Here is an 18939-nt window from a genome sequence, read left to right on the forward strand (position 1 = left end):
CTCCCCTCGTCACCACGGGACCAGGTCGAAGTCGTCGGCCAGGCGGGGGTCCTCCCAGACCACGCCGAAGCTCTCGCAGCTGCCGGTGCCCCCGTCCCACGAGGCGGCGACGGTGACCCGTTCCGGGGAGCGGTCCAGCGGCAGATCGAGGGCGACCGTGTGCTCCACCTCGCCGGTCAGGGAGCCGTGCACCAGGCGCCGGCCGTCGGCGGAGATCTCCCATTCGACGGTCCGGTCCGCGCACCCGCCCGGTACGGAGACCGTGAGACCGCCCTCCAGCCGGTCGACCGCGTCGTCCTCCTCCGGGCGGAACGTGCTCTCCAGGTCCGTCTCCGTGTCCCAGACGTAGCGCGGGCCGTCCCCGTACCCCAGGTCGGGCGCGGATCCCGTCGACGCGGGCTTCCGGCCCGACGCGTACGTCAGCGCGACCGTGTCGAGGGTGAGGGCCCAGGCGGTGACGACGTAGAGGACGGCGAGGACGGCCAGCACCCGGGAGGTCCGTGCGGCCACGGAGGCGGGCGGGCGGGCTGCCGGGGCCCCGCCCGGACCCGACGGGGCCCGGGAAGCCGGTGTCTTCGCCTGCCCGGCACCGCGTCCCCGCACCGCCTCGGGCGCGGAGACGGCGGCGTCCACGAGGTCCTCGGACCCGGTCTGCCGCTCCTTCTCCTCCAGCAGGGTGCGGACCTGTCGGCGCAGTACGCCGATCTCCACGTCGAGCAGCTCCACCCGCCGCTTCGCCTGGGTCAGTTCGTCCTCGATGCCGCGGCTGTAGTCCCCGGCGTGGGCGAGCCGCCGGGTGAGGACCTCCACCTCCTCCTGCCAGTAGAGGAGCCGGGTCGCGGGGTCGGCGGCGGCGCGCTGGGCCGCTCTTCGCAGGGTGTGCAGACGGCCGAGCTCTGCCTCGGAGCGGTGGTCGGCCAGGGAGTCGACGAAGGCGCGCGGGGCGATGCCCTCCCCCCGCAGGAGGCGTGCGGTGTCGGTGTCCGCGGTGCGGGCACCTTCCGGGGCCGCCCTGCGCAGGGCCGCCGCGTACTTCTTCGCCTCGGGTCCCGGCGCGGGGTTCCAGCGGTTGCGGGCGAGGGCGATCCGGTGGCCGCCGTTGCGGGCGCGCTGCTGGGGCAGCGGCCGGTTCCGCGCCCGCAGCTCCTTCCACACGTGCCGGTGGACGGACTCCGTGTCGAGCACCTCGGGGCCGTGGGGCACCCCTTCGGTGAGCGTCTTCAGCAGGGCGCCCGAGAAGGCGGTGTGGCGCTCGCCCCTGGGCGCCATGGCCCGCTTCGTCTCGGCGGACGCGGTCAGGACGTACGTACCGTCGATCGCGCCGTCGTCGGCGGGCCCGGACCCGGTGCCCATGTAGCCGTGCAGCGCGCGGCCGCTGTAGCAGCAGTCGAGGACGACGACGCGGCTGAGCGCCGAGCACTCCTCCGCCACCAGGAAGCGCAGCTGGTCGTAGTCCACCGCGCGGAAGAGGCGGCCCTGTGTCGAGTCCGGGAGGGCGAGGTAGAGGTCGCCGGCCGGGGACAGCAGGCCGTGGCCGGCGAAGTAGACGAACAGGGCGTCGGTCGCCTCGGTGGCAGCGGCGTGCACGGCGTCGAGGACCTGCGTGGCGGAGCCGGGGTTGCGCAGGACGGTGCAGTGCTCGGGCGGCAGGTGCCACGAGTCGGGGCCGGTGAGCACTTCCCGGAACCCGACCAGGTTGGCGGCGACGGCGGGCAGCGGCTCCAGGGGCCTGGTGTACGTGTCGACCCCGACGAGCACGGCACGGGAGGCCGCGGGGTCGGGCAGGGTCGTCACCCGGGGCCCGGGGTGCCGTCGCCGTGCGGCCGCGGGCCGCCCGGGTCGCGCGGGCCGTCCGCCGGCGGCGTCTGCGTTCCGTCCGTGCGGGGTTCGCCGAGCAGCTCCACGATCTGCCGCAGGGTCTCCTGCGAGGCGCCCTCGACCGTGAGGGACCTGCCGTCGACGGTGAGGGTGACGGCGGGGGCCGCCGGACGTGCCTGGCGCCAGCTCGCGTAGGCCAGGGCGAGGTTGAGGGCGGCGAAGGTCTGTCCCACCACCAGGTTGACGACCTCCGCCGCGCCCATGGTCTCGCCGCCCGGCTCCGACGGCCCGATGCCGACCTCGGCGTGGGCACGGACGTCCGGGTCTCCCCGGAGCCAGGCGTACAGGTCGAGCGCGGTCCGTACGTCGTCGTCCGGCTCGGCCCTCAACTGAACCAGCATCGCCGTCCCTTCACGGTTGCGGGAGACCAGCGTAGGAGGCGTCCGCCGCCGCCCGGGGGCATTCCCGGGCTTCCACCGGAAGGAGTGACGGCGGCTGCCGTCACCGTTTGATGCCGACCCCCGCCCACAGGCTGACCTGTGCGTCCGTCGGTGCCTCGGAGTCCAGGGGCCGGGCCGGCCGCCAGCGGTGGCCGACGGTGACGCCCGGGTCGAGGAGGTCGAGCCCCTCGAAGAAGCGGGAGACGTCGTGCTGCGAGCGGAACTGCACCGGTGTGCCCGCCCGGGTGTAGATGTCCGTCACCTTCTCCCAGGTGGACGGGTCGAAGTCGGGCGTGCAGTGGCTCAGCGCGAGAGCGCTGCCCGCGGGCAGGGCCGCCATGACGCGGGCGACGATGCCGTACGGGTCGCCGGCGTCGGTGATGAAGTGCATCAGCGCGTTGAGGGACAGGGCGACGGGCCGGGACAGGTCGAGCACCTCGGCCAGCTCCGGCGCGCCGAGCAGCGCGTCGGGGTCGTTGACGTCGGCCTCTATGTAGGTGGTGCGTCCCTGCGGGCTGCTGCGCATGAGACGCTCGGCGTACTTCAGGACCAGCGGGTCGTTGTCGGCGTAGACCACGCGCGCCTCGGGGACCACGGACTGCGCCACCTGGTGCACGTTCGGCTCAGTGGGTATGCCGGTGCCGATGTCGAGCCACTGCCGGATGCCGTGTTCCTCCGCCAGGACCCGGGTGGCGCGGTGCATGAAGGCGCGGTTCTCGCGGGCGCAGGTGAAGATCCCCGGGTAGGCCTCGGCAACCGCTTGCGCGGCCTGCTTGTCGACCGCGAAGTGGTCCTTGCCGCCGAGGTAGTAGTCGTACATGCGCGCCGAGTGGGGCCTGCTGGTGTCGAGGTCCCGCGGGGCGTGGGTGTTGCTCATCCTGTTCCCTTCAGAAGGTGTGCTGCGGTGTCAGGTGGTCGGCCATGCCCTGCTTGACCCCTCGGACGAAGGCGCCGATCTCCTCGGGCGTGTAGATGAGCGCCGGACCGGCGGGATCGGTCGACTGGCGCAGGGCGACGCGGCCGTCCGCGAGTTGCTTGGTCTCGACGCACTGGCCTCCGTTGGGCCCGCTCCACGGGCGCTCCCAGCCCTGTTCGCCGAGGTCGCAGGCCGGCATGCCGTTGTAGACGGTGTCGTCGGTGGTGGTCATGAGTACTCCTTGCGCATGCGGTTCAGGAGTGCCTTGGCGGCCCGGGACGAGGTCATCAGGGACATCCTGTTGTGGGCCTCCAGGTGGGCGACGACGTCGTCGCGCTGGTCCAGGTAGACCGAGGCCGAGAGGATCTCGCTGTACACGATGTCCGGCAGCTCGGGCTCCTCGAACCGGAAGTAGGTGAAGGGGGCGCAGGCGCCGACGTGGGCGCCGACCTCGAAGGGCAGGATGTCGATGCTGACGTGGTCCAGTTCCGACACCTCCAGGAGCCGGTCTATCTGTTCGCGCATGACGTCGGGACCGCCTACGACCCGGTGCAGGACGGCCTCCTCCATGACCACCCAGAGCGTGGGCGCGTTCTCGCGGTCGAGCAGGCTCTGCCGGCGCAGCCGCAGGTGGACGCGGCGGTCCAGCTCGTCCTCCGCGTCGCCCGGGAAGCCGCCCCGGAGGACGCCGCGGGCGTAGGCGGGGGTCTGCAGGAGCCCCGTGACGTAGTGGGGTTCGTAGGTGCGCAGCGTGCTCGCGCCCGTTTCCAGGCTCACGTACGCGGTGAACCAGCTGGGCAGCACGTCGCGGTACGCGTGCCACCAGCCGGGCTTGTTGGCCTGCTCGGCCAGCGTGACGAACTCGTCCGTCTCCTGCTGCCCGGCGCCGTAGGTCTGCAGGAGCTTTTCGACGTAGAGGGGTTTGAGGGCGACTTCGGCCTTCTCCAGGCGGCGGATGGTCAGGGGCGTCACCCGCAGGGCCCCCGCGGCGTCGGCCAGTGACGCACCGGCGGCCTGCCGCATGTCCTGGAGCCGCCTGCCGAGGATCATGCGCAGTACCGTCGGGGCGCTCGTACCGGTGCTGGATCGGGCTTCACTCACGCCCTACCTCCTGATGGGCTGTCACTGTTCGATTCTGACAGCGACTTGATGACGACACCACCCTGATCACGTCTCGCTGAAATTATCAGGGAAGCGGTTGCAGCATGAAGTGCGCTGCGAGCATAGTTGCCTCGTGAGCGAGCCCTCCCGACCGGCCGGGGCGCCGTCAACTCCTGCGCGTGTGTGTGGACTTACATTCCTGCGCACGGACAGCAGACTGTCCCCTCTCCCCCTCCCCCTCTCCCTGCGCCCCGGACCAGGCCCGCTCCCTTGCGCCGCGCCCGTCCGCATTGGAAGGCGATCAACGTGACCCCCCACACGGCCTCCTCGCCCGATCTCTTAGCCACCACACCGGCGGACCGGGAGCACTGGTTCGACCTCCCCTCGATCCGGGCGAGCGTGCGAACGGCCCGCGACACGGCACGCCGGCAGCTGCGCACCTGGCGGCTGCCCGGCGACGTGTGCACCGACGCCGTACTGCTCGTCTCCGAACTGGCCACGAACGCCGTCGTCCACTCCGCGAGCACCGGCATGCTGTGCGGGCTGTCGCTGACACCGGGCGAGCGGTTGCGGGTCGAGGTGCACGACGACGGGCGCACCGAGGCGCACCCCTCCGGCGCCCGGCCGCCCGGCCCCGACGACGAGAGCGGTCGCGGCCTGCTGATCGTGCAGCAGCTCGCGGACTCCTGGGGCGCCGTCCGCTCGGCGCGCACCGGGGGGACCGCGGTGTGGGCCGTCCTGCGAGTGGAGCCCTGAGCCCCCGGGTCCTGCCCCCGGCCGGTGGTCGATCGCGGGCGGCCCCACGGCGGTGCCGCACGGGGCCGCCCCGTTCCTGCGGTGCGCGTCCTGCGGTGTGTGCAGCGTCACCCGACGGGACGGCGGCCCGAGTTGTGTGGCTCACAGCGTAAATGTCCTTTTGGCGTGCATGCTGGGTAGTGGATGCCGTCGTGCCGCCAAGTGGCGTGCACCGGCCCCGACTTGATCGCGGTGTGCTGGACCGGAGTGGTGGAGTGAGCCATGCCACAGCGCCCGTGACGTACCCCTCCGTCACCGCAGAAAGGTGCGCATCGTGGCCGCATACCTGTGCCCTCCCTCCGTCATCCACGGCGAGCACGCCGTCGGCACCGGCCAGATCGTGGAGGAGGTGCGCGGCCGGCACCCGCATGCCGCGTGGGCGCCGCGGATCGACGGCATCGCGGCGAGTACGGGCATCGACACCCGGGGCTGGATGCTCCCGCTCGAGACCGCCGTCGCCCCCGGCCGCGAGGGCGCCCTGCCGGCCGCCGCGGCCGGTCCGGCGCGGGAGGCGCTGGCCCTCGACGGGTTCTCGGCCGAGGACGTGGACCGCGCGATCGCCGCGCTCGAGGCGATACCGGCGCCGCAGACCGTACAGGAGCGCACGGCCCCTGCCTGGGACGCCGTGCAGGCGTACGGCGAGCGTGCGGCGCGCGGGGCGCTGCAGAGCGCGGGTCTGGACCCCTCCGACGTCGACTGCCTGATCACCAGCAACTCGACGACCCCCGCGCTGCCGGGGCTGGACGTCTCGCTGGCCAACAGTCTCCCCCTCCGGGGCGACGTGACGCTGCTGCCGGCCGCCCAGTGGGCCTGCGTCGCGGGGACCCGGTCCCTGGCGCTGGCGGCCGATCTCGTGGCGGCGGATCCCGACCGGGTGGTCCTGGTGGTGATCTCCGAGGCGCTCAGTACGACCTACCAGCCGGCGGACGACACCCTGGAGTCCCTGATCGTCCGGCTGCTGTTCGCCGACACCGCGGTCGCCGCGGTGGTCACGGGGCGCCCGCGGCCCGAGTCGGTGCTGCGGCTGGACGCCGCCTGGCACCACACCCTGCCGGACACCCGGGACCTGCACCGCCTGGAGACGCGGGAGGACGGCACCCACTTCGTGATGGACCGGCGCGGGCCGCGGGCCGTGCAGCAGACGGTCACGGCGATGTGGGAGTGGCTGCGGACCCGTTACCAGGACCACCCCACGTCCTGGCACCCCGACGTCCTGCTCGCGCACCCCGGCGGGACCCGGGTCCTCGAGTACATGGAGCAGACGATGCCCGCCGAGTGGCCGTCGGGCCTGCTGGACCACAGCCGCGCGAGCTACACCAGCGGCAATCGCGGTGGCGCGGCCGTCTTCGACATCATGCGCAGGGCCCACGACGCCGGTCAGGAGCCGGGTACGCGCGCCGTCCTGTACGCGGCGGCTCCCGGACTCACGGCCACCGCCCTCGAAGGGGAATGGCTCTAGCCAAGGACCTGTGAGGCCATTTCCGTCCGCCTGGCGTCCGCGGGTGCCCCCCGCGGACGTCTCACCTGGCGACCTCCGCCCAGACCACCTTGCCGGTGTCCGTCCACCGCACTCCCCACCGGGTGGTGAGGCGGTGCACGATGTGCAGGCCGCGGCCGCCGTCGTCGAGGAGCGCGTTGCGGCCCAGCCGCGGCCTGCCGTTGCCTGCGTCCCCCACCTCGCACAGCAGACCGTGGCCGACCCTGATCAACCGCACCGTGATGGGCCCGCCGGCGTACCGGACCGCGTTGGTGACCAGCTCGCTGACCAGCAGTACCACGCTGTCGCGGAGGTCGCTCCTGGTGCCCCACCGCTCCAGCAGCGCGTGGACCAGCGTGCGGGCCCGGGCGGCCGCGTCGTCGCGGGCGGGCAGCCGCCAGGTCGCGGTGTCGCCCTTGCGGTAGCCGATCGTGCGGGCCAGCAGCAGGGTCACGTCGTCGCGGCGGCGGGCCGGCGCGAGCGAGGCGACCACGTGCCGTGCCGCCTGCGGCAGCGCGTCCCAGGGGTGCACCCGGGACACCGCGTCCGCGAGCCGGTCGATGCCCTCGTCGATCGACAGTGCGGGGTCCTCCACCAGGCCGTCGGTGTAGAGGGCGAGCAGGGAGCCCGGAGGTGCGGAGAAGGTGTGCACCTCGAACGGCTCCCGCAGCGCGAACTCGGCGCCCAGACCCGGGTGGGGACGGACCGCGAGCGGGGCCGCGGGCCCTTCCGGGGGCACCAGGACGGGGGGCAGGTGACCCGCGCTGGACAGCGCCACCCGGTGGCTGACCGGGTCGTACACGGCGATGCAGCAGGTCGACCCGAGGGCGCTGTAGCCTGCGGCCAGCCCCGACTCCGCGTCGTCCAGCTGTGTCACGGTCTCGTCCAGGTGTTCCAGCACCTCGTCCGGCGCCAGGCCCGCGGAGAGCAGGGCACGGGCCTCCATGCTCAGCTGGCCCATGGTCGCCGCGGCGCCCAGACCGTGCCCGACGACGTCGCCCACCACCAGCGCGGTACGGCCGTCCGGCAGCGGGAAGCTGTTGACCCAGTCGCCGCCGACGCCCGCGCTGTCGGGGGTGGCGGGCTGGTAGACGCTGGCCGTCTCGACGGTGTCGCCGCCGACGCGGGGCAGCAGACGGCGCTGCAGTGCCAGCACCTGTGTGTGCTCGCGCTGGTGCCGGCGGGCCAGGTCGACGTGGTGGGAGGTACGGGCCACCAGTTCCTGGAGGTCGAACAGCTCGCCGTCGTCGAAGGGGCGGTCCGCCCGCCGCCAGACCTCCACCACGCCCAGCACGACGGGCGGCGTGTCGTCCAGGACGAGCGGGACGCACACCACGCCCGCCGACCTGTCGCCGGGCACCAGGGCGCGTACCAGCTGCGGGTTGCCGAGCACCCGTTCGATCGCTCGCCGGTGCGGGATGACGAGGGCCTGCGGGGCGTCGTCCCGCCGGATCGCCTGGGCGAGCAGACGGCTCGCGTCCAGGGGGAGGTCCTGGCCCACCGTGACGTACCCCTCGGGCCACGCCCGGTCCGGCACCAGGGCCGCCCGCCGCAGCCGGATGCGCCCGTGCGGGTGCTCGGTGACCCCCTCGCCCGTCCAGACCGCCAGGTCGAGGTCGACGGCTGCCACGTCTCCCCAGGCCAGCAGGGACTCCGCGAGCGACTGCGCCGTCTCGCCGATGTCCAGGGAGGTGCCGATCGCGGTCTCGGCGGCGTACAGGTGCAGCCGTCTGGCCATGGCGATCAGGGAGACGGTCAGTCCTTCCTGGGGCGCCGCCGCGGCCAGGATGCTCATCGAGACCACCAGCTCCGACCCGTCGGAGCGCCGCAGGCGCTGGACCCTGGCCACATGTGCCTCGCCCGTCTCGAGGACGTGCCGCAGCCTGCGGGTGACCGTCGGCACGTCCCAGGGCGGCAGGAGATCGGTGAAGGGGCTCCCGGTCACGGCCTCCAGGCCCGCGAAGACGGGGGCACCCAGATTGCTGCGGGTGATTCTCAGCTCCCGGTCCAGGTTGACCGCGCCGAGGATCTGCTCCCGCCCCTCGGCCGCCCCGTCCACGGATCCGCCCGGGTCGGACGCCCGGTCCCCCTGGGCATCCGCGGCACCGGCCGCCGCTGCCGCCGCCGTGCCGCGCGGGATGTACTGGCCCAGGGCGCTGCTGACGAGGTCGAACGGCGACGACGAGGACGACGGGGAGGGTGTGGAGTCCATACGGCTCTCCCAGTTCGCTCGCCAACCCCGGCACAGCCCCGGGCCGTGCCCGGACCCGTCCGGCAGGGCCCGGAGCACCGTCGGGCCCCGGAGCCCCGTGCCGCACACACCTCATTCAATAACACCCGGGGCCACGGCGCCCACACCAACGGAGCGACAGGTTCCGGTCAGCGTGAGGCGGGGGTACCCGTCAGGGGCGGGCGTGAACACCCATTCCGCCGGACACCGCCAGATTCTCGCCGGTGATGTAGCCGGCCGCGTCGGAGGCGAGGAAGGCAACGGCCTCGGCCACTTCGGCGGGGGTCCCGGCCCGGCCGAGCGGGACGCCCTCGCCCCAGGAGGCGACCGTCTCCGGGGAGATGCCCAGCGCGCTGTAGGCCGGAGTGTCGATCAGCCCCGGGCTGACGGCGTTGACCCGGATGCGGCGCGGGGCGAGTTCGAGCGCGAGGGACCGCACGAGAGGCAGCAGGGCACCCTTGGCGGCCGTCACGGCGGCTCCGAGGCCTTCGCCCGCGCCCACGGTGACGACCACGGACGAACCCTCGCGCAGGAGCGGGAGCGCCTTCTGCAAGGTGAAGAAGTTGCCCTTCACATTGGTGTCGAACAGATCATCGAATGCCGCTTCGTCGGTCGACTCGACGGCGCCCGGACGGGAGACGCCCGCGTTGAGGAAGAGCAGGTCGAGCGCGCCGAACCGCCGTCGCGCCAGGTCCATCGCGAGGTCGATGTCCGGCAGGGACCGTGCGTCGGCGCGGACGGTCACGACGTCGTCGGGAAGCCCCGCGCCGGTGTGGCCGCCGGCTCCGGTGACCAGGACGCGGTAGCCGCGGGAGTGGAGCAGTTCGGCGGTGGCCCTGCCGATCCCGCTCGTCCCCCCGGTGATCAGAGCTGCAGGTGCGGGCATGGCGTGTTCCTTCCTCTTCGCTGACGGACGTGCACCGCCGACGGCGGCACCCCTGTCCTGACAGCCTACGCCCCCCTGGCAGTCACTGCCAGACTAACTGTGACTGCCACCCTGGCAGTGCTGGGTTAATCTGGGCGCATGAAACAGGAAGCCAAGGCGGCTGCGGGCGGACCGGCCACGCTCTGGGACCGGACGCGGCAGCTGGCCTCCCGGGAGATCCTCGACACGGCTCTGCGCCTGTTCACCGAGCAGGGGTACGACGAGACGACCATCGCCCAGATCGCCCGGGAGGCCGGAGTCTCCCAGCGCACCCTCTTCCGCTACTTCGGAACCAAGGAGGAGCTGCTCGGCGGCGATCAGGAGCGGTTCGGCCGGGTCCTGACGGAAACGGTGGGCGGTCAGCCGACGGGGACCGGCGCCTGGGAGGCGCTGCGCGCGGGGGTGGCCGCCGTGCTGGCCCTGCACGAGAGCCGCGAGGACGCCCTGGAGCGGTTCCGCCTGCTGCACCGCACCGCCTCGCTGCGGGCCGGCTGGCTGGAGAAGCGGCTGCGCTTCCAGGAGGACCTGCTGCCGCTCGTCGAGGCCCGGATGGACGGTGTCCGCGACAGCTCCGACCCGGGTGCCCGGGCGGTGGTCGCGGCGGCTTTCGCATGCCTGGACGCCGCGACGACGACCTGGGTCGCGGGCGACGGCGAGGGGGACCTCATGGACCTGTACGACCGGTCCGTGGCGGCAGTGCGCGGGAGGCCCTGACCCGGCTCTCGCGCGCGCCACGGACACGGGAGCGGGGGAGGGACGGGGGTGCCGGACGGGCGCGCGTGCCGGATGGCGCGGGACCCGATGGACACGAGAGCCGGCGAGGGCGCGGGAGCCCGAGAGGACGCGGGAGCCAGCAAGGACACGGAAGCCCGAGAGCGAGACACGGCCGCGCCGGTCGGAGTGCTCCCGCGCTCACCGGTCGAGCCGATGCCCGCGCGGCCGACCGGGCGGCGTTCCGGTGAGCGGCGCGCCGGTCACCGGAACCCTCGTGCGCGCCCGCGAGGCACACGGCCACGGTCCGGCGGTCGCCGCCTCAGTGGCCGCCGCGGTCGGATCCCGGGCGCTCGGTCAGTCGTCGATCCAGCCGTGGGTCCTGCCGAGGCGCAGCATCTCCTTGCGCACCTCGAGAATCTGGGCGCCCGTCAGGCCGGGAACCGCCTGCAGGAGAAGCTCAGTGAGCTCCGCTCCGTACTCACTCGCCGTGAGGATGTCGCACTCCGGCTCCTCGCCGTCGGCCGTGCGCCTCGGAGCCGCGGCCGGCGAGGGCGCTGCGACGGCGCCCTTCGCGAGGCCGACCGTGGACGCCTTCGGGCCCCGGTCTCCCTCTTCGACCTCGAACTCGACCACCACGCCCGGGCGGATGACCGACTCCGGCACGACCAGGTCGTTCACGTGGAGGAAGACGTCCTCGCCGCCGTGCTCGGGGGCGATGAACCCGTAACCCCGGACCCCGTCGAACCGCACCACTCGTCCAACAACCATGTCAACCCATACCCCTGCAACAACGGGCCCCTTGCCCGTACCCGCGTCCCATACTAACCACGGGCGGTCAGGCGGTGCGCAGATCGGTGTGGAGCAGGTGGTGGTCCGAGTACGGGGTGGGCCGGACCCGGTGCGCCTGCGGGACCAGGCCCCGCAGGAAGACGTAGTCGAACTTGCTGTGCCAGTCCGTGGTCACCTCGCACGCGCCGGCCCCTCCCGGGCGGCACCCGGGGTCCGTGTCCGCGGCCACCGCCCAGAGGGGGGCGAGTTCGGGTGCGTCCGGCACGGCGTTGAAGTCGCCCAGGACCAGGGCACGTTCGTGCGGGGCGACGGCGCGGGCGAGTACGTCGGCCTGCTCCGCACGGACCGCCTCCTGGCGTCGTTGTGCGAGGTGGGTGTTGAAGACCCGGACGGTCCGTCCGCCGATCCGCGTGGTGACTGCCGTGTACCCGCGGCCCTCGGACCCGCCGTCGGGGTACTCGACGGTGACGGGGTCGGTCATCGGTGCCGCCGACAGAATCGCCTGACCGAAGCCCCCGGGGTTCCACGGCGCTCCCCCGCAGCGTCCCCAGTGCTGGAGCACCGCCCCGTACTCGACGTGGTAGACCAGCCCGTACAGGCGTTCCAGGTGGTCGCGGATCCTTCTGACGTCCCCCTCGCACGCCTCCTGGAGGCCGACGACCTGGGGCGCGTAGGTGGCGATCTCCGCCGCCCGGTCGACGTTGCTCTCCTCGCAGGGGTTGCACAGGTTCCACGTCATGACCCGGTTCGGTACGACCTCGGTGACGGCGTACGCGGGCAGCGCCCTGGCGAACGGGGCCCCGCCGCCGGGCGCGCTGGGGCCGACCAGTGCCAGGCAGGCCACCGCCAGCGCGCCCGCGAGCAGCCCCATGCGTCTTCCGAGCACCCCGCCTCCCCTACGAAGACCTACGAAGACCTACGAAGATGCCTGCTCCTTGCAACAAGTCACACTTTCACACACTGCGTTGGGTCCCGTGAAGCCGGTGATCGGCCGCCCTGGACGGGTCAGGGGGCGTCGAGCCCCCGCGCACCGCCCGGCGGGCCGGTGAGGTAGCGGTGGAGCATGGCGACCAGTTCGTCCTCGAACCGGCCGAGGTCCACCGGCTCCGGCTCCGCGCTGACCTTGTGGACCACCAGTTCGATGGTGAGCACGACGAGTCGCGCGGCCATCTCGGCGTCGGCCACCCGGGCCTCCGGGTGACGCTCCAGCAGGTCCCGGGTGTGGGCGAGGCGTTCGGCCTCGTAGTCCGCCACCTTCGCGAGCAGCTCGGGCGAGCGGGGGCCCTGTTCGGCCATGACGCGCAGCAGTCGCGGAGCGTCGAGGTGGTTGTCGACGGCGGCCCGGACGAAGAGGCGCAGCACCTCCTCCAGGGAGCCGGAGAGCTCACGCTCCTGTTGGCGGACGACGGCTGCGCGCCCCGAGTCGAGGTGCCGGGTCACCAACTCGGCAAGGATCGCGTCCTTGTTCGGGTAGTACTGGTACAGCGAACCGATCGAGACCCGTGCCTGCTCGGCGATCCGGTTGGTGGTCCCCGCGGCATAGCCGTACTCGCCGAAAACGTGAGCAGCCGCGTCGAGGATGCGCTCGCGGGTCAGCTCGGCCCGGACCTGCCGGGGCTGCTTACGTGGGGCGAGGCCCCGTCGGTCGGACGTCATGCCACCTCCTGGTCGGCGCCGTGAAAGCGAGTAGCCAACAAGCTGAGTAATTGCTCAGAATAGTGCCATGAACTGCGGCGGAGCCCGTCGGGGTGCAACTCCCCCTGCCGACGCACCGTCCGCCGGTACCTGCCGGTGTGCCGGTCTCCCGCCGGTCTTTCGGTATCAGCCGCCACTCACGGAAGGACCCCTTCATGACGCATACCGCCACCCGGATCCGGTCGGTGGGCCCGCAGGAGGTCAGGGCCCGGCTCGGCCTGCCCGACGCCATGGTCGCGTCGAAGAAGACCGACCGCCTGGACGACCACTTCAGGCGCTTCATCGCCCACTCGCCGTTCCTGACGATGGCCACCGCGGACGCGGAGGGACGTGCCGACTGCTCGCCCCGGGGCGACTACCCGGGCTTCGTCAAGGTTCTCGACGACCGCACCCTCGCCGTCCCCGACCGCCCGGGCAACAAGATCGCCGACTCCTTCGGGAACCTCGCCGAGAACGACGGCGTCGGACTGCTCTTCCTGGTCCCCGGAATGCGCGAGACCCTGCGCGTCAACGGGCGGGCCCACGTCACCGACGAGCCCGACGTCCTCGCCCGCATGGAGGCGGAGGGCAGGCGGCCGGTGCTGGCCGTCGTCGTCGAGGTGGCCGAGGTGTACTTCCACTGCGGCCGCGCCCTCATCCGGTCCCGGCTGTGGGACCCGGCGAGCCGGGCGCTCGCCGACGAGATGCCGTCGGTCGGCGAGGTGTTCACCGAGCAGTACGGCCTGGACGTCCCGCCGGAAGTGATCGAGCGCAAGCTCGAGGACGGCTACCGCAAGCTCTACTGAACGCCGGAGGACGACCGCAGATGACCCCGCCGACGGCCACACCGGCCACCGCACCGACCACCGCACCGACGCAGGCGACCGTCGTCGACCGCATCGACCGTGTCGCCGGCGACGTCGTCGCCGTGACCCTGCGCGGCACCGAGGGCCCGCTCGCAACGTGGGAGCCGGGCGCCCACATCGACCTCCGGCTGCCCAACTGGCTCACCCGGCAGTACTCCCTGTGCGGGGACCCTGCCGACCGGGACACCTACCGGGTAGCCGTGCGCCACGACCGCCTCAGCAGGGGCGGCTCCGAGTACGTCCACCGCTTCCTGCGCCCGGGCCGGCCGCTGCCGGTGTCGCTGCCGCGCAACCACTTCCCGCTGCTGCCCGCGCCCCGGTACCTGTTCGTCGCCGGCGGGATCGGCATCACCCCCGTGCTGCCCATGCTGCGGGCCGCGGTCCGCGCGGGCGTGCCGGCCGGCCTGCTGTACGTGGGGCCGTCGCCCGACGTGATGCCCTTCGCCGCCGAACTGTGCGCCGAGTACGGGACCGTGGTGCGGGTCGTCGCCACCCGGCAGGAGGGCAGGCCCGACCTGGGCGCCCTGGCCGCCGGACTGGACGAGGACACCCTGGTGTACTGCTGCGGCCCGGCGCCCCTGCTGGCCGCCGCGGCGGGGGCCTTCCCCGCACGGCGGCTCTACACGGAGCGCTTCCGCCCGTCGGCGAGGACGTTCGGCCCGGACACCGCGTTCGAGGTCGTGTGCCGCGGGTCGGGCCGCACGGTGCCGGTTGCCGCCGACGAGTCGATGCTCGACGCCCTGACGCACGCCGGGCACCCGCTGCCCGCGGGATGCCGCGAGGGCGTCTGCGGCAGCTGCGAACTCGCCGTCGCCCGGGGTGAGATCGAGCACCGGGACGACATCGGCGCACCGGCGGGCCGGATGTACCCGTGCGTGTCCCGGGCCCGGTCCCCGCGCCTCGTCGTGGATCTGTGAGCGGGCGGCTACTTCGGTGGGTGCAGCTTCCGGTAGTACGTCCAGCTGGTCTCGTTCGGCTCGCTCCACTCCTCGGGGGCGTGGGCGAACTCGGGGTGGTGGTCGGCGATGTACGCGCGCGTGCGTCCGGGGACCTCGGCGTACGAGCCGAGCTTGCGGCCCCGGCAGTGGAAGGTGAGGCCGCCCGGCCGCTGTCCGCGTGCCATCCACGGCAGCCACGGGGACATCCGCGTCCACGACATGGTGGCCGGGACACCGGGCGCGGGCCCCGCGAGGTCGGCGTGGCGGGCGAAGAACTGGAAGCACTCCAGCGCCTTGTAGGTGTCGCCTGCCGAGTGGACGGGATACTCGGCGACCGGCAGCGGCGAGGGGTAGGCGAGCGGAATCTCCAGGCTGAAGCAGATCTGGTCGCCGAGGTCGGTCGCCGGGACCGGGAACGGGCGCCACTTCTGGTGGGCCGGGTCGTTCCAGACGTGCACCACCGGCAGGTCCCGCCAGGTCTCCAGGATCTCGCGGGTGCCCGGGTCGAGGTAGAAGGCCGCCTCGCGGGTGAGCAGGCGGTAGGCGTCCGGGCCGTCCTCGGGGTCCTGGACGAGGCGGGCCACGTTGACCCCCTCGAAGCCGAAGAGGCGCTCGTAGGGTGCGTCCGGGGCCCAGGAGTACACGTCGCCGGTCCACCAGTACGTGACTTCCTCCCCGTCGAGGGAGGCCCGGGTGCGGGCGAGGGAGCGGAGCAGCTCTGCGGGTGTTGTCATGGGACGTACTCTGTCAGTACGCGTCGCGTCCGAGCGGCGGGTTCGCGTGGAGCGCCCCGGCCTGCTTCACCCAGGTCGGGGCGCTCGCCCTGCGGTTCCGCCTCAGCGTTCGCCGGCGAACCAGTCCTTCTGAGGGGTCGCGGCCGCGAGCCTGCCGCAGTTGGAACCGTAGTTCCAGGCCTGCTGGTTGCCGATGACGCCGCCCCACTCCACGCAGGCGCCGCGCGCCGCCACGTACACGGGTCCCGCGTACGAGCGGTACTCGCCCTCGTCGTACTGGTCCTCGTCGGTGTCGACGTTGCGCACGTAGGCCACCATGTACGTCGGCGAGCCGGTGCTGTTGCGGATCGTCACCGTGCAGTTCTTGCCGTTCGACGAGTTGTAGGTGAGGTAGACCGTGCCGGTGCTGCCGACCGGCATGGAGTTCACCACGTTGTAGCCGGAGCCGCAGACCCCGTTGTACGACGCCGTCGCGGCGGCGGTGGCCGCGCCGGCGGCGGGAGCCGTGACCAGCATCCCCGCTCCGACGGCCCCTGCCGCGATCAACGACGCTCCCACGGTCTTCATGGAACGCTTCATGGCACCTCGATCCGTGACTGGACTGGCTTCTCCACACTGTTGCCGAAGCCACCCATTGAGACCTTTGCGCCGGTTCGGTGGTTGCACGCCATTGGCGGCTGTTTACAGCCATTCGCGTGCAGGCGCACGGCATCGAACGGCGGTTCGTGTCGCTTTCCGTGCGGATCGGTGGCGCCGAGGGCCGCGACGGCCTGGTCGCAGTCGCCGCATCTCTCCCCGGAGCACCGGTACTTCACCCGCTCGACCTGGAACTCCTCGGCATCGGGCCGCGTCCCGGTCAGCTCGACGACTTCGACGACCTCGACGACGAACACGGTGGGCGGCACGGCGTACTCGTCGAACGCGGCGATGAGCCGGATCGGCCCCCAGCACGCTGGTCACGACGTGTCGGCCCCCGCAACCTGGCCGAATTCCTGCACAACCGTCGGGCCCGGCGCGGAAGACTAGGAGGCGGCCGCGGGGTCGAAGGCCAGGCAGAACTCGTTGCCCTCGGGGTCGGCCAGCACCACGTGGTCCGGGTGGGAACTCCTCACGGCCGCGCCAAGAGCGGTCAGGCGCCGGACCTCCGCGTGGAGGTCCGCGGTGAACAGGTCCGGGTGCACGCGGTTCTTCCCGGTCTTCGCCTCCGGCACGAGCTGGAACCACAGGCGCGGACCCGCGCCCGCCGGTTCGACGAGCACGGTGGGGTCGTCCTCGGTACTGGTGATGCCGAGCGAGCGCAGCCGGGCGAGCTCCGCCTCGTCGTAGGGGGCGACGGCGTAGCCGTCCAGTGCCGCGGCCCAGAAGCGGGCCGTGGCCGCGGGGCGGGCGCAGTCGAAGACGATGTCGCCGAGTCGTGCCATCCGCCCATGCTCTCCCCGCCGGGCGGACGGTGTCACGCGTGCGCCGGACCGTGCGAAACCGCTTCGCCCGTGCGGGCCCGGTCGGGCAGTCTGCGTCCATGAGCACACCGTCGTTCGTTCCGGGTCTGGAACTGTCCCGCCGTTTCTACCGCGAAGCCGTCCGGCCCCTCCTGGACGCGCAGGCTCCCGGCATCGCGCACTCGGCCGCCCGCCTCGGCGGCGGCTCGGAGGTGCTGGGGTTCGACACCGCCCGCTCCGCCGACCACGAGTGGGGCCCCCGGCTCCAGCTGTTCCTGCGGCCGCAGGACGCCGAACGGGGTGCGGAGATCCGGCAGCTGCTCGCGGAGCGCCTGCCGAAGACGTTCCTCGGCCTGCCGACCCACTTCGCCGAGACCGCCGACCCGGGGGTCCGTGTCATGCGGGTGACCGACGGGCCGGTCCATCACCGTGTCGAGATCACGGACACGGCCGGATGGTTCACCCGGCAGCTGGGCTTCGACCCCGGCCGCGGTGTCACCGTGGCGGACTGGCTGGCCACTCCCGCCCAGCGGCTCGCCGAGGTCACCGCCGGAGCCGTCTTCCACGACGGGCTCGGGCGTCTCGTTCCCGCTCGGGCGAGCCTCGACTGGTATCCCCACGACGTCTGGCTCCACCTGCTCGCCTGCCAGTGGCGCCGCATCTCGCAGGAGGAGGCCTTCGTCGGCCGCTGCGGGGAGGTGGGCGACGAACTCGGCTCCGCCGTCGTGGCCGGGCGGCTGGTCCGGGATCTGATGCGGCTGTGCCTGCTGATGGACCGCCGCTACCCTCCGTACAGCAAGTGGCTGGGCAGTGCGTTCGCCCATACACCGCAGGCGGCCGTCCTCACGCCGCTCCTCACCGCCGCCCTCGCCGCGACGGACGTCCGCACCCGCGAGGAGTGTCTGGCCGGCGCCTACGAGGCCGTCGCGGCAGCCCACAACCGGTTGGGGCTCACCGAACCGGTCGACCCCACGACCCGCCCGTACCACGCGAGGCCGTTCCGGGTGCTGCACGCCGAGCGCTTCGCCGCGGCGCTGGGCGCACGCATCACCGAGCCGTCCGTCCGCGCCCTGCCGCCGACCGGCACGGTCGACCAGTTCACGGACAGTACCGATCTGGTCGCCGACCCTCGGCGGGCCCGCGCGGTGACCGGCGCGGTGGCGGAGGCCCCGTGAGCGGGCCGGGTCAGGCGGCGGCCCCGGCGCCGACCGTCACCCGTTCGCCCGGTGCACATCGCAGGAGGCGCGCGTCGTGGCCCCTGCGGCCGGCCTCCGCCAGGAAGTCCTCCAGCGGAGAACGGAAGACCGTGTAGTCGTCGTAGTGCACGGGCAGTGCCCGTCGTGGGCGCAGCAGGTCGAGGAGGCCGGCCCCCTGTTCCGCGTCCATGGTGACGACGAGTCCGCCGGGCAGCGTCGTACCGCCCAGGTGCAGGACCGCCAGGTGGATGTCCGGGAACCGCTCGGCGATCGCACGCAGTCCGTCGTACATCAGGGTGTCGCCGGAGAGGTAGACGACCAGGCGGGTCTCTCCCGAGCGGTCGCCGAACTCCAGCAGGCTGCCCATGACCGGGGGCAGCAGGAAGCGTGCCGGGCCGGGTGCGTGGCGGCCGGGCAGCGAGGTGACGCGCACCGACGAGTCCCCGCGCCGCAGGGTGCGGCTCTGCCAGGTGCGCAGGCCGGTGGCGCGGCGGAAGCCGTACAGGCCGCGCAGGAGGCGGGAGCCGTGCGGGGTGGTCACGAACGGCAGGCCCCGGTCCAGGCCCCGCCGCGCCACCCGGTCGAAGTGGTCCCCGTGCAGGTGGGAGAGTACGACGGCGTCCAGGTCCGCGTGCGGCAGGTCGGCGACGTCCAGGGCGGGTTCCGTCACCCGGCGCGAGACCAGCCCGTACCCGAGGTGGGCCGCCTGACCGCGGTGCAGGAAGTTGGGGTCGGTGAGGAGCGTCAGATCCTGGTAGCGGATGAGCAGGGTGGCGTTGCCGATGAAGAGGATCTCGGCCGCGCCGTCCGGCGGGGTGTCTTCCACGGCGCACTCACCTTCGCCTTCGTCGCTCGTGAATCTCCCTCGCCGGGTACGGGTGATCCGG

At 73.0% G+C, this 18939-nt stretch carries 21 protein-coding genes; 6 read left to right on the forward strand and 15 right to left on the reverse strand.

Features of this window, described 5'->3' with window-relative positions:
- Nucleotides 1–9: 9 nt before the first annotated feature.
- The 5 genes from HZS56_RS04905 to HZS56_RS04925 all read right to left on the reverse strand — a co-directional run bounded on the left by HZS56_RS04905 (nucleotide 10) and on the right by HZS56_RS04925 (nucleotide 4275).
- Nucleotides 10–1794, reverse strand: a complete 1785-nt coding sequence (locus HZS56_RS04905) for a caspase family protein (protein ID WP_216719431.1) — start codon at nucleotides 1792–1794, stop codon at nucleotides 10–12.
- On the reverse strand, nucleotides 1791–2219 hold the full coding sequence (locus HZS56_RS04910; protein WP_216719432.1) for an effector-associated constant component EACC1: 429 nt from the start codon (nucleotides 2217–2219) through the stop codon (nucleotides 1791–1793). The genes HZS56_RS04905 and HZS56_RS04910 overlap by 4 nt, the downstream gene beginning before the upstream one ends.
- 100 nt (nucleotides 2220–2319) lie before the next feature.
- Nucleotides 2320–3135 (reverse strand): SAM-dependent methyltransferase, encoded by an 816-nt coding sequence (locus HZS56_RS04915; protein ID WP_216719433.1) that lies wholly within the window; start codon nucleotides 3133–3135, stop codon nucleotides 2320–2322.
- 10 nt (nucleotides 3136–3145) lie between these two features.
- Nucleotides 3146–3406: a DUF397 domain-containing protein gene (locus tag HZS56_RS04920; protein WP_216719434.1), complete on the reverse strand. Its 261-nt coding sequence runs from the start codon at nucleotides 3404–3406 to the stop codon at nucleotides 3146–3148.
- Nucleotides 3403–4275, reverse strand: coding sequence for a Sco1979 family transcriptional regulator (locus HZS56_RS04925; protein ID WP_216719435.1), 873 nt, complete (start codon nucleotides 4273–4275; stop codon nucleotides 3403–3405). Before HZS56_RS04925 ends, HZS56_RS04920 begins: the two co-directional genes overlap by 4 nt.
- A gap of 306 nt (nucleotides 4276–4581) precedes the next feature.
- On the opposite strand from HZS56_RS04925, the gene HZS56_RS04930 reads away from it, so the two are divergent.
- Both HZS56_RS04930 and HZS56_RS04935 read left to right on the forward strand, forming a co-directional pair.
- Entirely contained in the window at nucleotides 4582–5031 is a 450-nt protein-coding gene (locus HZS56_RS04930; RefSeq protein WP_216719436.1) for an ATP-binding protein, read from the forward strand.
- A 313-nt stretch (nucleotides 5032–5344) separates the two neighbouring features.
- A complete protein-coding gene (locus HZS56_RS04935) occupies nucleotides 5345–6529 on the forward strand; it encodes a beta-ketoacyl-[acyl-carrier-protein] synthase family protein (RefSeq protein WP_216719437.1) in 1185 nt (394 codons plus the stop codon).
- A gap of 61 nt (nucleotides 6530–6590) precedes the next feature.
- On the opposite strand, the gene HZS56_RS04940 is transcribed toward HZS56_RS04935, so the two are convergent.
- The gene (locus HZS56_RS04940) at nucleotides 6591–8759 is read right to left on the reverse strand and encodes an ATP-binding SpoIIE family protein phosphatase (protein ID WP_216719438.1); all 2169 of its coding nucleotides are present in this window, start codon (nucleotides 8757–8759) and stop codon (nucleotides 6591–6593) included.
- A gap of 190 nt (nucleotides 8760–8949) precedes the next feature.
- Nucleotides 8950–9663: an SDR family NAD(P)-dependent oxidoreductase gene (locus HZS56_RS04945; protein WP_216719439.1), complete on the reverse strand. Its 714-nt coding sequence runs from the start codon at nucleotides 9661–9663 to the stop codon at nucleotides 8950–8952.
- Between the two features lie 138 nt (nucleotides 9664–9801).
- Here HZS56_RS04945 and HZS56_RS04950 point away from each other — a divergent pair, with 138 nt between their 5' ends.
- Entirely contained in the window at nucleotides 9802–10416 is a 615-nt protein-coding gene (locus tag HZS56_RS04950; RefSeq protein ID WP_216719440.1) for a TetR/AcrR family transcriptional regulator, read from the forward strand.
- Nucleotides 10417–10770: 354 nt separating this feature from the next.
- On the opposite strand, the gene HZS56_RS04955 is transcribed toward HZS56_RS04950, so the two are convergent.
- The 3 genes from HZS56_RS04955 to HZS56_RS04965 form a co-directional block, all read right to left on the reverse strand.
- On the reverse strand, nucleotides 10771–11184 hold the full coding sequence (locus HZS56_RS04955; protein WP_216719441.1) for a cold-shock protein: 414 nt from the start codon (nucleotides 11182–11184) through the stop codon (nucleotides 10771–10773).
- A 67-nt stretch (nucleotides 11185–11251) separates the two neighbouring features.
- Nucleotides 11252–12076, reverse strand: coding sequence for an endonuclease/exonuclease/phosphatase family protein (locus HZS56_RS04960; RefSeq protein ID WP_216719469.1), 825 nt, complete (start codon nucleotides 12074–12076; stop codon nucleotides 11252–11254).
- Nucleotides 12077–12210: 134 nt separating this feature from the next.
- Nucleotides 12211–12861 (reverse strand): TetR/AcrR family transcriptional regulator, encoded by a 651-nt coding sequence (locus HZS56_RS04965; protein ID WP_216719442.1) that lies wholly within the window; start codon nucleotides 12859–12861, stop codon nucleotides 12211–12213.
- A gap of 194 nt (nucleotides 12862–13055) precedes the next feature.
- On the opposite strand from HZS56_RS04965, the gene HZS56_RS04970 reads away from it, so the two are divergent.
- Together HZS56_RS04970 and HZS56_RS04975 are read left to right on the forward strand one after the other, a co-directional pair.
- Nucleotides 13056–13685, forward strand: a complete 630-nt coding sequence (locus HZS56_RS04970) for an MSMEG_1061 family FMN-dependent PPOX-type flavoprotein (RefSeq protein ID WP_216719443.1) — start codon at nucleotides 13056–13058, stop codon at nucleotides 13683–13685.
- A gap of 20 nt (nucleotides 13686–13705) precedes the next feature.
- Nucleotides 13706–14662, forward strand: coding sequence for a PDR/VanB family oxidoreductase (locus tag HZS56_RS04975; RefSeq protein ID WP_216719444.1), 957 nt, complete (start codon nucleotides 13706–13708; stop codon nucleotides 14660–14662).
- Between the two features lie 8 nt (nucleotides 14663–14670).
- On the opposite strand, the gene HZS56_RS04980 is transcribed toward HZS56_RS04975, so the two are convergent.
- The 4 genes from HZS56_RS04980 to HZS56_RS04995 all read right to left on the reverse strand — a co-directional run bounded on the left by HZS56_RS04980 (nucleotide 14671) and on the right by HZS56_RS04995 (nucleotide 16838).
- Complete coding sequence (locus HZS56_RS04980; protein WP_216719445.1) at nucleotides 14671–15417, reverse strand: DUF1838 family protein; 747 nt, start codon at nucleotides 15415–15417, stop codon at nucleotides 14671–14673.
- A gap of 102 nt (nucleotides 15418–15519) precedes the next feature.
- The gene (locus HZS56_RS04985) at nucleotides 15520–15984 is read right to left on the reverse strand and encodes a spore-associated protein A (RefSeq protein ID WP_216719470.1); all 465 of its coding nucleotides are present in this window, start codon (nucleotides 15982–15984) and stop codon (nucleotides 15520–15522) included.
- Nucleotides 15985–15992: 8 nt separating this feature from the next.
- Nucleotides 15993–16322 carry a hypothetical protein gene (locus HZS56_RS04990; RefSeq protein WP_216719446.1) on the reverse strand — a complete coding sequence of 110 codons (330 nt, stop codon included), beginning with the start codon at nucleotides 16320–16322 and terminating at the stop codon, nucleotides 15993–15995.
- A 117-nt stretch (nucleotides 16323–16439) separates the two neighbouring features.
- On the reverse strand, nucleotides 16440–16838 hold the full coding sequence (locus tag HZS56_RS04995; RefSeq protein ID WP_216719447.1) for a VOC family protein: 399 nt from the start codon (nucleotides 16836–16838) through the stop codon (nucleotides 16440–16442).
- 98 nt (nucleotides 16839–16936) lie between these two features.
- On the opposite strand from HZS56_RS04995, the gene HZS56_RS05000 reads away from it, so the two are divergent.
- The gene (locus HZS56_RS05000) at nucleotides 16937–18031 is read left to right on the forward strand and encodes a DUF4037 domain-containing protein (protein WP_216719448.1); all 1095 of its coding nucleotides are present in this window, start codon (nucleotides 16937–16939) and stop codon (nucleotides 18029–18031) included.
- Between the two features lie 10 nt (nucleotides 18032–18041).
- Here HZS56_RS05000 and HZS56_RS05005 read toward each other — a convergent pair whose 3' ends face one another.
- The gene (locus HZS56_RS05005) at nucleotides 18042–18878 is read right to left on the reverse strand and encodes an MBL fold metallo-hydrolase (RefSeq protein WP_216719449.1); all 837 of its coding nucleotides are present in this window, start codon (nucleotides 18876–18878) and stop codon (nucleotides 18042–18044) included.
- Between the last annotated feature and the right edge of the window lie 61 nt (nucleotides 18879–18939).

Origin of the sequence: Streptomyces mayonensis (genome assembly GCF_018982965.1) — a bacterium.
Taxonomy (GTDB): Bacteria; Actinomycetota; Actinomycetes; order Streptomycetales; family Streptomycetaceae; genus Streptomyces; species Streptomyces mayonensis.